Origin of the sequence: Pseudomonas sp. R37(2017) (genome assembly GCF_002113375.1) — a bacterium.
In the GTDB taxonomy this organism is placed as follows: Bacteria; Pseudomonadota; Gammaproteobacteria; order Pseudomonadales; family Pseudomonadaceae; genus Aquipseudomonas.
On record NZ_NEHO01000015.1, the window covers coordinates 64147 to 80667 of the forward strand.

The 16521-nt window shown below is 59.3% G+C and carries 20 protein-coding genes; 8 read left to right on the forward strand and 12 right to left on the reverse strand.

Annotated elements, in window-relative coordinates:
• From CAG47_RS21420 to pnuC, 3 genes are all read right to left on the reverse strand, one after another.
• Entirely contained in the window at positions 1-438 is a 438-nt protein-coding gene (locus tag CAG47_RS21420) for a hypothetical protein (protein ID WP_085727133.1), read from the reverse strand.
• 352 nt (positions 439-790) lie between these two features.
• On the reverse strand, positions 791-1315 hold the full coding sequence (locus CAG47_RS21425; RefSeq protein WP_085727135.1) for an AAA family ATPase: 525 nt from the start codon (positions 1313-1315) through the stop codon (positions 791-793).
• Positions 1312-1875, reverse strand: coding sequence for a nicotinamide riboside transporter PnuC (gene pnuC / locus CAG47_RS21430; protein WP_085727137.1), 564 nt, complete (start codon positions 1873-1875; stop codon positions 1312-1314). Before pnuC ends, CAG47_RS21425 begins: the two co-directional genes overlap by 4 nt.
• 233 nt (positions 1876-2108) lie before the next feature.
• On the opposite strand from pnuC, the gene CAG47_RS21435 reads away from it, so the two are divergent.
• The gene (locus CAG47_RS21435; RefSeq protein WP_085727139.1) at positions 2109-2939 is read left to right on the forward strand and encodes an undecaprenyl-diphosphate phosphatase; all 831 of its coding nucleotides are present in this window, start codon (positions 2109-2111) and stop codon (positions 2937-2939) included.
• Positions 2936-3364 carry a DUF1294 domain-containing protein gene (locus CAG47_RS21440; RefSeq protein WP_085727141.1) on the forward strand — a complete coding sequence of 143 codons (429 nt, stop codon included), beginning with the start codon at positions 2936-2938 and terminating at the stop codon, positions 3362-3364. The genes CAG47_RS21435 and CAG47_RS21440 overlap by 4 nt, the downstream gene beginning before the upstream one ends.
• Positions 3365-3376: 12 nt before the next feature.
• On the opposite strand, the gene CAG47_RS21445 is transcribed toward CAG47_RS21440, so the two are convergent.
• Together CAG47_RS21445 and CAG47_RS21450 are read right to left on the reverse strand one after the other, a co-directional pair.
• Positions 3377-3736 carry an MmcQ/YjbR family DNA-binding protein gene (locus tag CAG47_RS21445; protein ID WP_085727143.1) on the reverse strand — a complete coding sequence of 120 codons (360 nt, stop codon included), beginning with the start codon at positions 3734-3736 and terminating at the stop codon, positions 3377-3379.
• Positions 3733-4641, reverse strand: a complete 909-nt coding sequence (locus tag CAG47_RS21450) for a LysR substrate-binding domain-containing protein (RefSeq protein ID WP_085727145.1) — start codon at positions 4639-4641, stop codon at positions 3733-3735. Before CAG47_RS21450 ends, CAG47_RS21445 begins: the two co-directional genes overlap by 4 nt.
• Positions 4642-4772: 131 nt before the next feature.
• On the opposite strand from CAG47_RS21450, the gene CAG47_RS21455 reads away from it, so the two are divergent.
• Positions 4773-5384: an FMN-dependent NADH-azoreductase gene (locus CAG47_RS21455; protein WP_085727147.1), complete on the forward strand. Its 612-nt coding sequence runs from the start codon at positions 4773-4775 to the stop codon at positions 5382-5384.
• A 168-nt stretch (positions 5385-5552) separates the two neighbouring features.
• Entirely contained in the window at positions 5553-6590 is a 1038-nt protein-coding gene (locus tag CAG47_RS21460) for a dienelactone hydrolase (RefSeq protein WP_085727149.1), read from the forward strand.
• Between the two features lie 130 nt (positions 6591-6720).
• Here CAG47_RS21460 and CAG47_RS21465 read toward each other — a convergent pair whose 3' ends face one another.
• Both CAG47_RS21465 and CAG47_RS21470 read right to left on the reverse strand, forming a co-directional pair.
• Complete coding sequence (locus tag CAG47_RS21465) at positions 6721-7908, reverse strand: MFS transporter (protein ID WP_085727151.1); 1188 nt, start codon at positions 7906-7908, stop codon at positions 6721-6723.
• 225 nt (positions 7909-8133) lie between these two features.
• Positions 8134-9720 carry an ABC-F family ATPase gene (locus CAG47_RS21470; protein WP_085727153.1) on the reverse strand — a complete coding sequence of 529 codons (1587 nt, stop codon included), beginning with the start codon at positions 9718-9720 and terminating at the stop codon, positions 8134-8136.
• Between the two features lie 475 nt (positions 9721-10195).
• On the opposite strand from CAG47_RS21470, the gene lpxO reads away from it, so the two are divergent.
• The 3 genes from lpxO (at position 10196) to CAG47_RS21485 (ending at position 12858) form a co-directional block, all read left to right on the forward strand.
• Positions 10196-11095, forward strand: a complete 900-nt coding sequence (gene lpxO, locus CAG47_RS21475) for a lipid A hydroxylase LpxO (RefSeq protein ID WP_085727257.1) — start codon at positions 10196-10198, stop codon at positions 11093-11095.
• Positions 11096-11297: 202 nt separating this feature from the next.
• A complete protein-coding gene (locus CAG47_RS21480; protein ID WP_085727155.1) occupies positions 11298-11639 on the forward strand; it encodes a hypothetical protein in 342 nt (113 codons plus the stop codon).
• 67 nt (positions 11640-11706) lie between these two features.
• On the forward strand, positions 11707-12858 hold the full coding sequence (locus CAG47_RS21485) for a PQQ-dependent sugar dehydrogenase (protein WP_085727157.1): 1152 nt from the start codon (positions 11707-11709) through the stop codon (positions 12856-12858).
• Positions 12859-12958: 100 nt separating this feature from the next.
• Here the strand turns inward: CAG47_RS21485 and eco are convergent, their stop codons facing one another.
• On the reverse strand, positions 12959-13441 hold the full coding sequence (eco, locus tag CAG47_RS21490; RefSeq protein WP_085727159.1) for a serine protease inhibitor ecotin: 483 nt from the start codon (positions 13439-13441) through the stop codon (positions 12959-12961).
• 282 nt (positions 13442-13723) lie between these two features.
• Here eco and CAG47_RS21495 point away from each other — a divergent pair, with 282 nt between their 5' ends.
• The gene (locus CAG47_RS21495; RefSeq protein WP_085727162.1) at positions 13724-13990 is read left to right on the forward strand and encodes a DUF1652 domain-containing protein; all 267 of its coding nucleotides are present in this window, start codon (positions 13724-13726) and stop codon (positions 13988-13990) included.
• Here the strand turns inward: CAG47_RS21495 and CAG47_RS21500 are convergent.
• The 4 genes from CAG47_RS21500 to CAG47_RS28325 form a co-directional block, all read right to left on the reverse strand.
• Positions 13987-14382, reverse strand: coding sequence for a hypothetical protein (locus tag CAG47_RS21500; protein WP_085727164.1), 396 nt, complete (start codon positions 14380-14382; stop codon positions 13987-13989). The genes CAG47_RS21495 and CAG47_RS21500 overlap by 4 nt on opposite strands.
• Before the next feature lie 91 nt (positions 14383-14473).
• Positions 14474-14740: a DUF2790 domain-containing protein gene (locus tag CAG47_RS21505; protein WP_085727166.1), complete on the reverse strand. Its 267-nt coding sequence runs from the start codon at positions 14738-14740 to the stop codon at positions 14474-14476.
• Between the two features lie 240 nt (positions 14741-14980).
• The gene (locus CAG47_RS21510; protein WP_085727168.1) at positions 14981-15925 is read right to left on the reverse strand and encodes a carbohydrate kinase; all 945 of its coding nucleotides are present in this window, start codon (positions 15923-15925) and stop codon (positions 14981-14983) included.
• Positions 15926-16003: 78 nt separating this feature from the next.
• Positions 16004-16423, reverse strand: coding sequence for a hypothetical protein (locus CAG47_RS28325; RefSeq protein ID WP_143515906.1), 420 nt, complete (start codon positions 16421-16423; stop codon positions 16004-16006).
• Between the last annotated feature and the right edge of the window lie 98 nt (positions 16424-16521).

Consider the following 16521-nt stretch of genomic DNA (forward strand, 5'->3'; position numbering starts at 1 on the left):
TCATTGGCCTCCCGCAATTCTGCCCAGTGAGCCGAGGCCGGTGCTCATGGCACGGTTGATGGTTCCGGAAATGGCGCTGCCACTGCCAGTGCCGTGGTCGGCGGCCATGCCAGGCAAACCGTTGGGGCTGGTGATGACGTTGAGGCCTTGCATGCCGCGCAGGTTCTGCCCGTTGCCTTGGTGAAGGGCCGTTCCGGTAGTGACTCCGGCAATGTCGGCGTCGCTGAGTTCGCCGGTGACGCGGGCCGATGGGTTGGCATTGATGGTGTTCGGGTTCGGATCCTTGTCGGCGTTGTGACCGATGAAAGTCGGGTGAACAGAACGATCAAGCACGATGACACCGTTGCCTTCGGCTTGAACGTCGAAACCGAGAATCGTGCCACCAGCGCTCGCGAACAGCAGGAGGCACGTTAATCCTCTTGTGTTGAAAATCCCCACGACGGTTTTTCCTTCATTTATCGGCAGGCCCTGATCAGTTGTGCAGGGAATGGAGCGAAAGCTGTGCCGATTTCTGAATATCGCGTTGATTCAATGGCTTGCAGTCTTTTCCGGGAACCCTTTGCCGAAGATGTTCCAACGGTGAGACAAAACCCCGCGAAGGCAGCCCGGAAATGCCGACGCCCCTCCTTATGGAACAGAGGCTCCAGTGTTGCTGTATCAATACCTTTACAAATCGGATGGCAAACGAAGAAGTGCGTTGAAATGGGCAGTTTCAGGCAGTGACGGTGTTTCAGGATCGGACACTTTCCCCTGAAAACAGGGGGGATGGGTGAAACCGCCCAGACGCCGGTCAGGCGTCGAGCAAACGATTCACGGCGTTCAGTGCCTGGAGTCGACGTTGCGCCCAATCTCCGCGCAGTACTTGAACCGGTTGTGCGTGGCGCTCGAGCCACGTCAGGGTCTGGTCGAAAAATGCCTGGCGATCACTCAAGCGGGGTTGGCAACGCTGGCCATCATCCGTCCAATCGATGTGTTCCGGCGACAGCAACAAGTGTAGGTCATAGTGCCGGTCCAGGAGTGCCTGTTCGATCCAGGCGGGGCATTGGCCAAACAGGGTCTGGCTCCAGAGGATATTACTCAGCAGGTGCGTGTCGAGTATGAGCAACGGCGGTTGTTGCGCCCGCGCCAGGTCTTCCCATGCCAATTGGCCACGGGCGATGGGCGTAATGTCGGCCAGTGTGGTATCCCGTGGATTCTGCTCAATGAACCAGCGCACATATTCGTCAACCAGAATCCCGCCGAAATGCTGTCGCAACTCGGCCGCCAGCCAGCTTTTACCGCTGGATTCGGGGCCTGTGAGAACCAGGACTTTCATGCGCGCAATGCCGGATCGGCGCGCCATTCGCGCCAGCCCTGCACGGCGATAGCGGTGAACAAGCCGTACAGAGTGGCCGTCAGGTACAGGTCCTTATAGATGAACAGCCCAACGAAAATCACATCCAGGGTGATCCACAACGGCCAGCACTGGACACGTTTTTGCGCCATCCAGACTTGCGCCACCAGGCTGAACCCGGTCAGCGCCGCATCGAGCCAGGGTTGCGCGGCGTCGGTCCAATGGGCCATGGCTGCCCCCAGCAACAGACTGCCGACTGCGCCAATGGTGAGGCTCGACACGACGAATCGAGTGTCGAGCCGACTGACTTCGCGGCCATGGGTCGTTTCGCCCACCCGCGTCCACTGGCACCAGCCGTAAAGTTGCAAGGCGGCATAGACGATCTGCAGCAGCATGTCCGAATACAGCTTCACCTGAAAAAAGATCCAGCCATACAGCAGCACCATGACCAGACCGATGGGCCAGCACCAGGGGTTCTGTTTGACTGTCAGCCAGACGGCAATCACACCGAGGGCGGCGGCAAACAGTTCAAGCCCGGACATGGAGGTTCCTTGGGGATAGCGAAGAAGGGGGCGGATTGTAACCGCCGATCGGACTTGTCTGATAGGATTTCGGCCCCGCACGGATAAACCCGGCTCAGGGTGGTTTTTCACAGGGTTTTCACGGTTCTGTGGTGATCCTTGGCGCGCGGGGCTTCAGTTACGCTGGTCGCAATGAAAGCTTTTGAAAAATACTGACGGAGGCATGCCGACGCGCATAGCCTTTTGGGGGATTGATGGATCTTTGGACTGCCTTTCAGGCATTGATTCTTGGGGTTGTAGAAGGGCTGACCGAGTTCCTGCCCATTTCCAGTACGGGTCACCAGATTATCGTGGCTGACTTGCTCGGCTTCGGTGGCGAGCGGGCGATGGCGTTCAACATCATTATTCAACTGGGTGCCATCCTGGCTGTGGTGTGGGAGTTTCGGCGCAAGATCTTCGACGTGGTCTTCGGTCTGCCGACTCAGCCGAGTGCCCGGCGGTTTACCGCGAACCTGTTGATCGCGTTCTTGCCGGCCGTGGTGTTGGGTGTCATCTTCGCCGACCTGATCCACGAGTACCTGTTCAATCCGATCACCGTGGCATCGGCGCTGGTGGTGGGCGGGTTCATCATGTTGTGGGCCGAGCGCCGCCAGCATGAGGTGCACGCCGAAACCGTGGATGACATTACCTGGAAAGATGCCCTGAAAGTTGGCTTCGCCCAATGCCTGGCCATGATTCCGGGCACTTCGCGCTCGGGCTCGACGATCATCGGCGGGTTGCTGTTCGGCCTGTCGCGCAAGACCGCCACCGAGTTCTCGTTCTTCCTGGCGATGCCTACCATGGTCGGTGCGGCGGTGTACTCGGGTTACAAATACCGTCACCTGTTTGTCCCGGCGGATTTCCCGGTGTTCGCGGTTGGTTTCGTCACGGCGTTCATCTTTGCGATGGTTGCGGTTCGCGGGCTGCTCAAGTTCATCGCCAACCACAGCTATGCGGCGTTTGCCTGGTATCGCATCGTGTTCGGTCTGATCATCCTGGCGACCTGGCAATTCGGCTGGGTTGACTGGAACGCGGCGAAGCCGTGAGTGACTCGCGCTCGCGCAATAACCCCGGACGCCAGTCCGGGGGACAGGTTCGTTATCCACGGTTGAAGTGGCTGGTGTTTGCGTTTCTGTGCGCGTTGCCGCTGTCGGGTTCGGTATCGATCTGGCTGCAGGGGGTGTCCCTGATTCCCCTGGCGGCCTACGGTATCGTCAGCGTCGTGACGTTTTTTCTGTACTGGAGCGACAAGCGCAAGGCGCGCGCCGAGCAATGGCGGACGCCGGAGAAGGTCCTGCATGCGCTCGAGTTCGCCGGAGGCTGGCCCGGGGCGTTAGTGGCCCAGCAAGCGTTTCGGCACAAAACGCGCAAAGTCTCGTTTCAGTTGGTGTTCTGGATCATCGTCCTGATGCATCAGGTGTTCTGGATCGATCACCTGTTCCTCGGCGCACACGGGTTCGCCTTGTTCTGATTGAAGAAGCCTCTAAAGCAAGAGTCCGACTTGAGTGCGCTTTGGCAGTCTGCTCACCACCAATTGGTGGGAGCGCTGCAACAATCCCTGTAGTTCTTCGCTACCGAGCGGGTAGGGCGTCTGCATGATGATCCACTGCGCGCGCGCCAGATAGGGCGCCGGATGAATTCCCGGGCGGTCGCAATGGCCGAGAAACAAGTCTCTGTCGACCTTGAACGCCAGGGAATCACCCCGCAACCCTTGCAAGGCGAACATCTTGTTCCCGGCAATCGAAAACACCCGCACACCTCCCCATTTGTAGTCTTCCCGCGCGCCGGGCAAAGCAAGGCAAAATTTCGCGACATCCTCTTCGCTCATCCGTCCGGCTTTCATAACAATCGTTCCCCGCAGGCATTGAAGGATTCGACCAAATGGTCAATCCAGGCGCGTACCGCCGGCATCACGCCGCGTCGATGAGGATAGACCGCTTGCAGCCAGCCACCGGGCAACGACCAGTCGGGCAGCAACTGCACCAGTGAGCCGTTTTCCAGTTCCTGCTCGCAATACATCATGGGCAGCATCGTAAATCCCAGACCCGAGAGGGTGCTGGCCTTGCGCACGATAAAGTCATCGATGCCCAACCGCGCCTCGAGGGCGAGCTCACAACTTTTGCCCTTTTGATCCAACATGCGGATGTGCACCATGCGATCGGCTTCCAGGGCGCCGAGTACCGGCAGGCTTTTCAGATCCTCGGGATGGTTGATCTCGCGGCCAAGGAGAAAACCGGGGCTGGCGACCATCAGCATCTGCGCCTGACGCAGGCGGCGGGTGACCAGCAGTGGGTCTTCGTCGCCCAGTTCCCGCACACGCAGGGCCACGTCAATGCCTTCGTTCACCAGATCAACCCGCCGGTTGAGCAGCATGACCTCCAGCTGGACTTGCGGAAACCGCTCCAGAAAATCGCTGATCACCCCCGGCAATATTTCGTGGGCCAGCCCGACCGGGCAGGACACCCGCAAACGCCCGCGAGGTTCGCTGGACATGCTGGCCACGGCCTCGTCGGCCATTTCCGCCTCCAGCAGCATCGCCTGGCAGTGCCTGAGGTAGCGTTCACCCACGGCGGTGAGCTTCAGCTGGCGGGTGGTGCGTTGCAGCAATCGTGCGCCAAGGCGTTCTTCGAGTTCGGCGATGCGCCGTGACAGCCGCGACTTGGGGATGCCCAGCAATCGACCGGCTGCCGCGAAACCACCGGCTTCCACGACTTTGGCGAAGTAATACAGGTCATTGAGGTCTTGCATGATGTCAGCCTGATTGTTCTATCTGTGAGACGAACTATCGCATTGTTGCCATCTAATCAGCTATTGGTTTCGCCTGTAGGATTAGTCCCATCAGATCGCCCTTGTGGGCGATCCTCACTTGGAGATCCCACATGAAACTGCTGCATATCGATTCGAGCATCCTGGGCGACAACTCGGCTTCCCGTCAGTTGAGCAGCGAAGTCGTCAAAGCCTGGCAAGCCGCCGAGCCAACCGCTGTGGTGACCTATCGCGACCTGGCTGCCGACGCCATCAGCCATTTCTCGGCCAACACCCTGGTTGCAGCCGGTACTACCGCCGAACTGCGCAACGCCGCCCAACAGCATGAAGCCGACCTGAGCGCCTCGACCCTGGCCGAATTCCTCGCCGCCGATGCCGTGGTGATTGCCGCACCGATGTACAACTTCACCATCCCGACTCAACTGAAGGCCTGGATCGACCGCATCGCCGTTGCCGGCCAGACCTTCCGTTACACCGAAGCCGGCCCTGAAGGCCTGTGCGGCGGCAAAAAAGTGGTGATCGTCTCGACGTCCGGCGGCATGCACGCTGGCCAGGCAACCGGTGTAGCCCACGAAGAATACTTGAAGGTCCTGTTCGGTTTCATCGGCATCACCGACATCGAAATCGTTCGCGCCGAAGGCCTGGCTTACGGTGACGAGGTGCGCAACAAAGCCATGAGCGCCGCCCACGCACAAATCAGCGAGCAGTTGTTCGCCGCCGCGTAAGGTTCGCGTAAACCGAACAACCGTTCATGTAATGCCCCAAAAAACTCTGTATTCTGGTTACGCAAGTACCAGTTACGGAGTTTTTTGTTTCTGGTCTTTTCAAATTGTGGCCCGACTTATGCTTTCCAGGGTTCAGGTCTCAAGTTCGGTAACAAGGTGGGGCATCCCATGGGGCGTCTTTGTGCAGCTTTACTGATTTGCCTGCTCAGCAGCCTGAATACAGTGCACGCCGCGCCTGCGCCGCATCCTCACTGGAGCGTCGGTTTCCATGAGATGACCTTTCTCGACCCGCTGGACTTGCAGCCGATGCGTGCCATCGCTTTCTATCCTTCCAGTGATTGGGAGCACACCAGCAAACTCGAGGGTTACACCGTCGAAGCCGGGGAGGACGCCAAAGTCGCCATTGGCCGGTTCCCGATGTTGATGCTGTCCCACGGTAACACCGGCACTCCACTCGCCTTGCACGACCTCGCCACCTCGCTGGCACGTAAAGGCTTTGTCGTGGTAGCGGTTATCCACCCCGGTGACAACTCCAGGGACCACAGTCGCCTCGGTACTTTGAGTAACCTGTACGGTCGGCCGATCCAGATTTCCGAGGCCATCACCGCGACCCTGGGCGACCCTATGCTGTCGCCATTCGTCAATGCCAATCAGGTGGGCGTCATTGGCTATTCGGCCGGTGGCGAGACCGCATTGATTCTGTCCGGCGCGACCCCGGACCTGGATCGCCTGCGCCGCTATTGCCAGGAGCGTCCGGATGACAACGATGCCTGCAACACCCGGGGCGAACTGATTGTCGACCGTGATGACCTGCAACCGGTGGCTGATCCTCGCGTTCATGCCTTGATGCTGATGGCGCCGCTGAGCCTGAAGTTCGGCCGCCACACCCTGGCCGATGTGCATGTGCCGGTACTGCTATACAGCGGCGATGGCGACAAACTGGTGGCGGTCGACAAGAACGCCGCCGCACTGGCGCGCAAACTGCCGACGGCACCAGATTTCAAGTTGCTGGCCGGGGCTGGGCACTTCGTGTTCATGGCTCCGTGCGATGACGAACAGATCGTGATCATGCCCGCGCTGTGCACCGATGCCGATGGCGTCGATCGGCAAGACATTCACCGCAATTTGATCTCTGAAGCCGGAAGTTTCTTCACGCGCACTCTGGGCAGGGCGACCCGGGCGGGGATGCAAACCGCCGATCAGTGATGCGCCACATATTCTGTGGGAGCGGCGGTGCGGCGTCCCGACTTGCTCGCGAAGGCGGTGGGTCAGCCGACAATGATGCAGTCTGACACTCCCTCTTCGCGAGCAAGCCCACACATGAAATCTGGTCCACCTAAACCATCGCACGATGCTTGAGCAGCAGGGTCAGCCCCAACCCCGTCACCGACAACAACGCCGCACTGAAGAAAATCCACCCGTAACCCAGGTTCAACGCCACCGCGCCCATCAACGGGCCGGCGATGGCCAGCGCCAGGTCGAAAAACACCGCATAAGCACTCAAACCCGCGCCCCGGCTGGAGTCAGGTACCTGCTTGATGGCCTCGACACCCAGCGCCGGATAGACCAGTGACAGGCCGAACCCGGTCAGGCCGGCGCCAATCAGCGCATACCCAGTCGACGGCGCCAGCCACAGCAGCACCAGGCCAACCGTCTCGATGCACATGCAGGCAATGGCCGAGGCGAATCCGCCGAAGCGGCTGATGGCGGAAATGAACAGCAGCCGCGACAGAATGAAACACACGCCGAACACGGTCAGGCAGTAGGCCGCGCCGGTCCAGCCACGACTGACGTAATACAAGGTGATAAAGGTCGTCAGGGTGCCGTAGCCAATGGACGCCAGGCTCAGGCCCGCGCCAAACGGCGCAATGCGCCCGAATACCGCCCGAAACGGCAGGCGCTCGCCGCGCACCACGGGTACCGAGGGCTTGTTGCGAATCAGCGACAGTGCGGCCAGGGCCAACAGCGACAGGGCGAAGCCCAGGCTTGTAAACCCGAGCTGCTGGACCATCACCACCCCCAGTGGCGCACCAATGGCAATGGCCCCATAGGACGCGATGCCGTTCCAGGAAATCGACCGCGCGGTGTGCTCGGCACCGACCTGGCCCATGCACCAACTGATGGTGCCGACGCCGATCAACCCTTGGGCGATCCCCAGTAGCAAGCGTCCGGCGATCAAAATCAGCAAGCTGAGCAAAGGCAAGTCTTGCAACAGGGTAGACAGCCCGGTCAGCACGCCACTGAGCACAATCCCCGCCAAGCCATAGATGATTGCGCGCTTGGTGCCAACGCTGTCGGACATCCGCCCGGCCATGGGCCGGCTGAGCAGGGTGGCGAGGTATTGCGAGCCAATGGTCAACCCGGCCACGACGGCGCTGAACCCAAGTTGTTCATGGACATAACCCGGCAATACCGCAATCGGCAAACCGATGCAGAGGAAGGCAATGAAGGTATAGAAAACGATGGAGACGATCTGCAGGGTGATCGCCATGGAGCTTTGCGGTGGCTGTTGCTGCGCAGACATGAGGACTCGTTCGCGGGCGGCGGTGGGAGAACTGCATCATGGCGCGGCGTTGCGATAAAAGAAAGCAGGCTAACTATATTTCAGGAACTACCTACTGTAGGAGCGGGTGCCCGTTTGCGGCATGCTCGCGATGGACGCCAACGATAACGCGTGCAATCTGAATGAACGCGTTATCCAGGCGTTTTTTCGCGAGCATGCTCGCTCCTACAGGTGCAGCGAGTGTTCTTAGAACACCACACCCTGACTGCGCAGGTAGTCGTCGTAGGTGCCGCTGAAGTCGGTCACGCCGTTAGGGCTCAACTCGATGATGCGGGTGGCCAGGGACGATACGAACTCACGGTCGTGGCTGACGAAGATCAGCGTGCCCGGGTAGTTTTCCAGCGCCAGGTTCAGCGCTTCGATGGACTCCATGTCCAGGTGGTTGGTCGGTTCGTCCATCACCAGTACGTTCGGCTTTTGCAGGATCAGCTTGCCAAACAGCATGCGACCTTGCTCACCCCCGGAGATGACCTTGACCGACTTGAGGATCTCGTCGTTGGAGAACAGCATGCGACCCAAAGTGCCGCGAATCATCTGCTCGCCCTGGGTCCACTGACCCATCCAGTCGAACAGGCTGACGTCGTCTTCGAAGTCATGGGCATGGTCCTGGGCGTAGTAGCCCAGCTCGGCGCTTTCGGTCCATTTCACGGAGCCGGCGTCCGGGGCCAGTTCGCCCATCAGGGTACGCAGCAGGGTGGTCTTGCCGATACCGTTCGGGCCGATGATCGCCACGCGCTCGCCGGCTTCGACGGTGAAGCTGAAGTTCTTGAACAGGGTCTTGCCGTCGAAGCCCTTGGACATCTGCTCGATGGTCACGGCCTGGCGGTGCAGTTTCTTGGTCTGTTCGAAGCGGATGAACGGGCTCACGCGGCTCGACGGCTTGACTTCGGCCAGCTGGATCTTGTCGATCTGCTTGGCGCGGGAGGTGGCCTGCTTGGCTTTCGAGGCGTTGGCCGAGAAGCGGCTGACGAAGGTTTGCAGTTCGGCAATCTGCGCTTTCTTCTTGGCGTTGTCCGACAGCAGTTGCTCGCGGGACTGGGTCGCCGCGGTCATGTACTCGTCGTAGTTGCCCGGGAACAGACGCAATTCGCCGTAGTCCAGGTCGGCCATGTGGGTGCAGACGCTGTTGAGGAAGTGACGGTCGTGGGAAATGATGATCATGGTGCTGTTACGCGCCGTGAGAATGGTTTCCAGCCAGCGAATGGTGTTGATGTCCAGGTGGTTGGTCGGTTCGTCGAGCAACAGCACTTCCGGATCGGAGAACAGGGCCTGGGCCAGCAACACCCGCAGTTTCCAGCCCGGAGCGACTTCGGTCATCGGGCCGAAATGCTGCTCCAGGGGGATACCCAGGCCCAGCAACAGCTCACCGGCGCGGGATTCGGCGGTGTAACCGTCCATTTCGGCGAATTCGGTCTCCAGCTCGGCCACGGCCATGCCGTCTTCTTCGCTCATTTCCGGCAGCGAATAAATGCGGTCGCGCTCGGCCTTGACCTTCCACAGTTCTTCGTGACCCATGATCACGGTGTCGATCACGGTGAATTCTTCGTAGGCGAACTGGTCCTGGCGCAATTTACCCAGGCGCACGTTCGGCTCCAGCATGACCTGGCCGCCGGACGGCTCGAGGTCGCCGCCGAGAATCTTCATGAAGGTCGACTTGCCGCAACCGTTGGCGCCGATCAGGCCGTAACGGTTGCCACCGTTGAACTTGACCGAAACGTTTTCGAAGAGCGGCTTGGCGCCGAACTGCATCGTGATGTTAGCTGTAGAAATCAAAGGTTTTTCCTGCGAAGCATTCAGAGTAGCCAGGGTTGCGGCAGTACCGGTTCAGTACCCGTTTCCACTGTCAGGCCCCCCGGGATATCCATCCCGATGAACAGTGGAAGATCCATATGGCATTAAGTGGACAGCAGCATGTGGCGCGCCTGGCCCGAGCCAAGGTGCGCCGAAAGGGGTTTTTTCCCGCTCTCAACCTGGGGGTGCGTAAAGTTTGGCGGCGATTGTACTGGTCTGGCTCTTTAAACGATAGGGCGTTGAGGCCACAGCAACGTTTGGGCGGCTTTTTGTGGACACATTTTCACAGTTACAGGTTAACTATTGGTTACAAACTGAGGCTAAAATGCCATCCATCAGCCGGATGCCGTCCATCGGCAAGGCTCGTTGCCACTACGGGGTCGCTGTTTGGCCAATCAGTCGCTGCACAAGACCCGAGAGGGCGCAGTTTGTTTACTTCTGACGTGTGACGATTTTCGTGAAACTGATCATTGCCGTTATCTACGTTGTCTCTATTGCGTATGTCCATCTGCGTGGCCGAGTGCGTCATAAGCTGGGGCGCCAGTTGAGTGACCACTCGACGTTTCTGGCGCCGATCAACTGCTTTCTTTATCTGTTTTCGAAAATCCCCAACAAACCGTATCTTGACCCGGCCGACTTCCCCGACCTGCGCCCGCTACAGATGCATTGGGAAGAAATTCGCGCCGAAGGCCAGAATTTGCTCCGGGCCGGAGAGATCAAACGCTCGAACCAATTCGATGACGTCGGTTTCAACTCGTTTTTCAAGACCGGCTGGAAGCGTTTCTATCTGAAATGGTACGGCGACAGCCACCCGTCGGCCATGAAGCTCTGCCCGCGGACCACCGAACTGGTGCAGGGCATTGGCTCGATCAAGGCGGCGATGTTCGCCGAGCTGCCGCCTGGCTCCAGGCTGGTGCGTCACCGCGATCCGTACGCCGGTTCGTACCGTTATCACCTGGGCCTGGAAACACCCAACGATGCCGGCTGCTACATCAATGTCGATGGCCAGGACTACCATTGGCGCGATGGCGAAGCGGTGATGTTCGATGAGACCTACATCCATTACGCGGAAAACACCACGCCACACAATCGCATCATCCTGTTCTGCGACGTCGAGCGACCGCTGAAGTATCGGTGGGCAGCGGCCTTCAATCGCTGGTTCAGCCGCAATGTCATGTCGGCGGCAGGCGCGCCGAACGAGGAAGGCGACAGAACCGGCGGGCTCAATCGACTGTTCGGCAAGGTCTACAAGGTTCGCCTGCGCGGCAAGGCACTGAAAAAACGCAACCGTACGCTTTATTACCTGCAAAAATGGTCGATCTTTGCCGGGGTGCTGGCGATCTTCATTCTGATCTGAGTTTTCGGTAAAGCCTTCGCCAGCAGGCCAGGGCATTCAGCGAATCACTTGCCGGCTTCATGACTTCGCTGCCCAGCGCCAATTCCTTTGCCCGGATCAACCTCGTGTTACATCTTGCCGGGGAGGTATTTGTTAACAAATGCGAACCCCCGGCGTAGCGTGGTATCGAAGTCCATATCCACGCGATGGAGAGAGGCACATCATGAAGCGATACGTATTTTGCGTCGTTGCGCTGGCCTTGAGTGGCGTCCTGGGTCCACTGGCCCAGGCCGATGTCTGTGCTTCGTTGCAGTTGGCCCAGAACCTGCCAGGCAGCAGCAACCCTTATAACAGTCCGATTCGCCGGGCCAACCCCAACAGCATGCAAGGCACTCAATCCAGCGCCCCGGCAATACGCGGACCCAACACCGTACCGGTTCCGCGCCCGCCGACCCTGGACAATGGAGGCATCGGCAATCGCTATCCCGACCGAAGCGCTCCGGCCAGCCCTCCGAAATTCATCCCCAATCCTGCCCCGAGAGACGCTGGCACCGGCAACCGTTGAGTAGCAGGCCTCTCATCTGGCCGCTGTGTTCTCCCCGCTCTCATGTTGATCGGAAGAGGAGTCCTGCATGTTGCGAAAAAACCTATTGGCTGGCCTCTGTGCCAGCGTATTGATCACCGCCACTGTTCCTGTGGTTGCCGCGCCTGCCCAGACGATGAAAAGCGAAGAAGGCACCCTTGAGGTCACCCCCATCGTGACGGGGCTGGAGCACCCGTGGGCCCTGGCATTCTTGCCGGATCGTAAAGACATGCTGGTGACCGAACGGTCTGGCAACCTGCGTCTGGTGACTGCCGACGGCAAGCTGTCGGCCCCACTCAATGGCGTGCCAACGGTCTGGGCCAAGGGGCAGGGCGGATTGCTCGACGTGGCGTTGTCACCGGATTTCAGGCAGGACCGGATGGTCTACCTGTCCTATGCCGAAGGTGGCGGTGAGGGTAACAAGGCCGGTACAGCGGTGGGTCGCGGCCGGCTCTCTGACGATATGGCCGCGCTCAAGGATTTCCAGGTGATCCTGCGTCAGGAGCCCAAGCTCTCGGTGGGCAACCATTTCGGCTCGCGCCTGGTGTTCGACCGTGACGGCTACCTGTTCGTGACCCTGGGGGAAAACAACGACCGCCCGACCGCCCAGGATCTCGACAAGCTGCAAGGCAAAGTGGTGCGGATCTATCCGGACGGCACGGTGCCCAAGGACAATCCCTTTGTCGGCCAGGCCAACGTCCGCCCGGAGATCTGGTCCTACGGGCAGCGTAACCCGCAAGGCGCGGCGCTCAATCCGTGGAGCGGCACGCTGTGGGAAAACGAACACGGCCCCCTGGGCGGCGATGAAATCAACATCATCGAACGCGGCAAGAATTACGGTTGGCCGCTGGCGACCCATGGCATCGACTACTCCGGTCAACCGATTCCCGAAGCCAGGGGTGATAGCGTCGAAGGCACCGTTGCCCCGAACCATGTCTGGGAAAAGTCCCCGGGCCTGAGTGGCATGGCATTTTACGATGCCGATCGATTCAAGGTCTGGCAGCGCAACATGTTCATCGGCGCGCTGGTCAGCCAGGAACTGATCCGCCTGGAGTTCGAGGGCGACAAGGTGGTGCACGAGGAGCGTTTGCTCGGGGAAATGAAAAGGCGTATTCGCGATGTGCGACAGGGACCGGACGGCTACTTGTATGTATTGACCGATGAGGAGAACGGTGGGTTGTACAGGGTGGGATTGAAGTAGCCAACCGTTGCCTCGTGCTGCAACCGCCGTAGCGAGCGGCTGCAGAGCGGGTACTGGGGAGCTGGCTGCGGACGTCGCAAGGGTCCGTCGGATGATCGGATTATTCCTGAACGGCTTTCTCGACCTTGTTCGATGCCGACCAGATTCGATAGCGCACTTCGATGTCCCTGGGTACGTACAGCACGAGCGGCAGCTTGCTGTTGTAACGCAGCAGGAAGCCATCGCCGACCACCGGGACAAAACCCGGTTTGCTCGTGCCGGGCGGGCAGGCCATCAGTGTGCTCATCGGGCCAATGACTTTTTCCAGGCGATAGAACGGGTAGCCCCAACCTTCGAGGTTCTTCTCCTCGAGAATGCCGCCCAGACGAGGGTTGTTGCAGTCTGTGGTCATTGTCTTGCCGGCCAGGATCTCGACCTGGAAGTCGTCTTCCCGGGCTTGTGGCGCGAGGTGAATCACTTGGCGGGTAAAACCGCTTTCGGCCTTCGGGAAGGGCGCGATTTCTTCGAGTTTGGCGGCGTGCGCTACGCCCGCAAGCCCCAGTGCGAACAGCGCTGCGCTCGCATTGACGGTCAATGAATTCATGTTGCCTCCTTGCTTGAAGTGAAGGCCGGCATTTTCGCTGTCGTGTGCAGTGAATGCAAACCCACAGGGCCGAGCGTGCAGATTGCAGGCTCGTGACGAGGGGGTATTGCAATCTGCATGACAGGTTTTAAAGATGATTTGCCTAACCTGTTGATTTGCCGATGAGCTGCACAGCGAAACCCAGGGCATGTTTTATGCTGTAGCTGTCCTTGAAGCTTGCCGGGATTTCACATGAGCGAGCACTGATCGTCGATTGGCAGTCTCACAAAGGAGAGGGTCATCATGTTTCTTTCTGCCCTGGAAATTCGCAACATCATCGAAAGCAGCTTTTTGCCCAAACGTTGCCAGTGCACGCTGTCACCGGATCTGTCGATGACCGTCAAGGTCTACGCCGATGGACAAACCGACCACCTCGATCTATGGGTCACCGGTATCGATGCTTCGGGGCTCAATGGATGTCGGGAAATCAACGAATTGATTGCCCAACTGCGCTCCAGGCAGCATCACATGGAGGTCGAGCCGCACTCGATCTTGGGCAAAGCGCTCTAGCCTGCGGTATCAAGCTCCAGTGAAACTCGCCGGGTCTGGAAGAATGCCAGACCCAGCGCCAGCTCAAGGGCGACCGCCAGCAAAATGCCCGGCCCGACATGGCCGTTCAGCCATTCGCCAAAGCCCAGTAAAGCCAAGCCCCAGCAGCCGACCACGAAGGCAAGGCTCACTGCGTTTCGAGTTGAGGACGGGGGTTCATGGCGAACCAGATAAAACATCACGCTCAACGCTGCAAACAGTACCGCCGTGCGTCGCGCGATCAATCCCACTGCGAATGAAAAATCCATACCCCAGAACGCCAGTAACCACTGCGGTGCAAGACCCCACACGAGGGCCAGCAAAAAGCATAAAACGGCGGCAAACGTCGACAATGTACGAAACGACAACTGCATGGCGAATCCTTGCGGGCAGTGAGGGACGCGCTAGAGCATAGCGCCCCGGCCCGCAAAGGAATACCACCAGGTGACAATTCAGCGTTTTCCGTCAGCCCTGGTTCTCGCAGGCGTCGGAAAGTTTACGGTAGGTGATTTCCGCGGGTTTTCCGCTGTCATCGATGTACTTCATGTCGGCGCTCACCACTTTGCACTCCAGCGTGTCGGGCTCGGTCAGTGAAATCACTTTGCTGACATGCAACGGCATGCCGTAGTGATAAGGCACGGCTTGAGAGGTAGTGGTGTCATTGGCTTGAGCCAGCCCGGCAAATGCGGTACAGGCGAGAGCGGCGGCAACCAGCAGGGGGCGAGTGTTCATCAGCGATCTCCGGTGCGGACGGAATGTCAGTTCGATGTGTGGCTTGTCGAACCTGCCGCACTGGGCGTCAGAACAGTCTGAGGGCGTGCGGTCCAGTGAAGTGTTGGACCACACGGTTAAGCGAGGGTTAATCCGGCTGAACGCCGACTGTCGCGAATGCGCGGTCACGGTTATCAGTTAAGACCATCCGGTGCCTGTTGGAAAGTTATCGCGAGCCTGCTCTTGAAGAGGCCTTCGAAGTCAGCAAAGTTCCAGCTGCCGCCGATAAGGCAAGTCCGGCCCGGTTTTGCTACACGTCAACGCCGCCGCCTGCACCGCGAACGCCAGCATGCTGTCGATCTGCTCGCGACTGAGTTGCTTCGCACCCTCCACCGAGTCCAACTGCTGTTCGGTCAGCCAGGTAATCAGTGCCGCCTGAAAGGTGTCGCCTGCGCCCACGGTGTCAGCGATTTTTACCGTACAGGCAGGGGCCGACCACGAACCATGAGCCCGGCTGAACACGCTCGCGCCTTCACCGCCACGGGTCAGGAACACCAACTGACAGCGATACTGCAACCAGCCCTCTATCACTTGCGCCGGATCCTGGTCCGGGTACAGCAGATGCAGGTCCTCGTCGCTGACCTTGATCAGATCGGCCAGTTCTACCAGCGTTGCGATCCGCGCGCGCCACAGGTCAATGTCGGGTTGCGGATTCAGGCGCACGTTCGGATCGAGGCTGATCAGGCGTTTGCCGCTTTCCCGACGCACCAGCGCCAACAGCGTGTCGGCAATCGGTTGCACCACCAGGGAGAACGAACCGATGTGCAAGCCACGCACTTCAGATCCCAGTGTCGGCAGGTGTTCCGGTTTCAATTGTCGGTCCGCGCAACCTTCACCGCGGAAACTGTACTGCGGCGAGCCATTGGCCCCGACCGCGACCATCGCCAGGGTGGTCGGCGCGGCGAAATCCAGCAGGTAGTCAAGGCGCACGCCTTCATCTTGCAGCACCTGCAACAGGCGCCGACCCAGATAGTCGGTGGACAACCCGGCCAACAGCGCCGAGTCCACGCCCAACCGGCGCAAGCCCACCGCCACATTGAACGGCGAGCCACCGGCGACGGCCTTGAAATTCACTCTGGACACCAGACCGCCGGCGTCGTTTTCACTGAAAAAATCGAACAGCGCTTCGCCACACACCAGGTACATAGTTGTTCACTCTTCAAAGGGTTGCGACAGGCTGCGGCTTTGTAAGCCATTGTGGCGTAGCAGGTCCAGCCCTTGACCTTAATGAGGCGCTCGTACCTGGATTGACTCGATCGACATGGGTTGTTCGGTGGCCAATCTGAACTGCACGAAGAATCTTCCACTCGCATCGGCTTTGGCACCTTCAATCACATACAAACTGTGCTGTTGGAAGGGCAGCCCCTTGATCTCGCCGACACCAGCGGGATGCGTAGCAATCAATGTTTCACCGGGAAAAAGACCGCGGAGGCGGATCAGCACCCGTACACCAACCGACGGCGGCAGCTGCTGCCCAAAATCCCGCTGGGCATGGGTTGAAAACCAGCAGTTCGTGTTGCTGATTTCATCGTGTTTTATTTCACCTTCGCCCGTCCAGCCCCGGGTTTCTCCCGGCGTGTCGAAGCGTGCGTATTCGTCGATGTTGGTTGGAGTGACGGAATCTTGCGAGGGCTTGGGGCACATGGTCAGAGGTCTCGATGTGGATGGCTGGGTTGCTGCGAGCTTGGATAACCCATTACGGCCAAACCACTGTCAAAACTACCAGTTCCGACCAGCGGCTA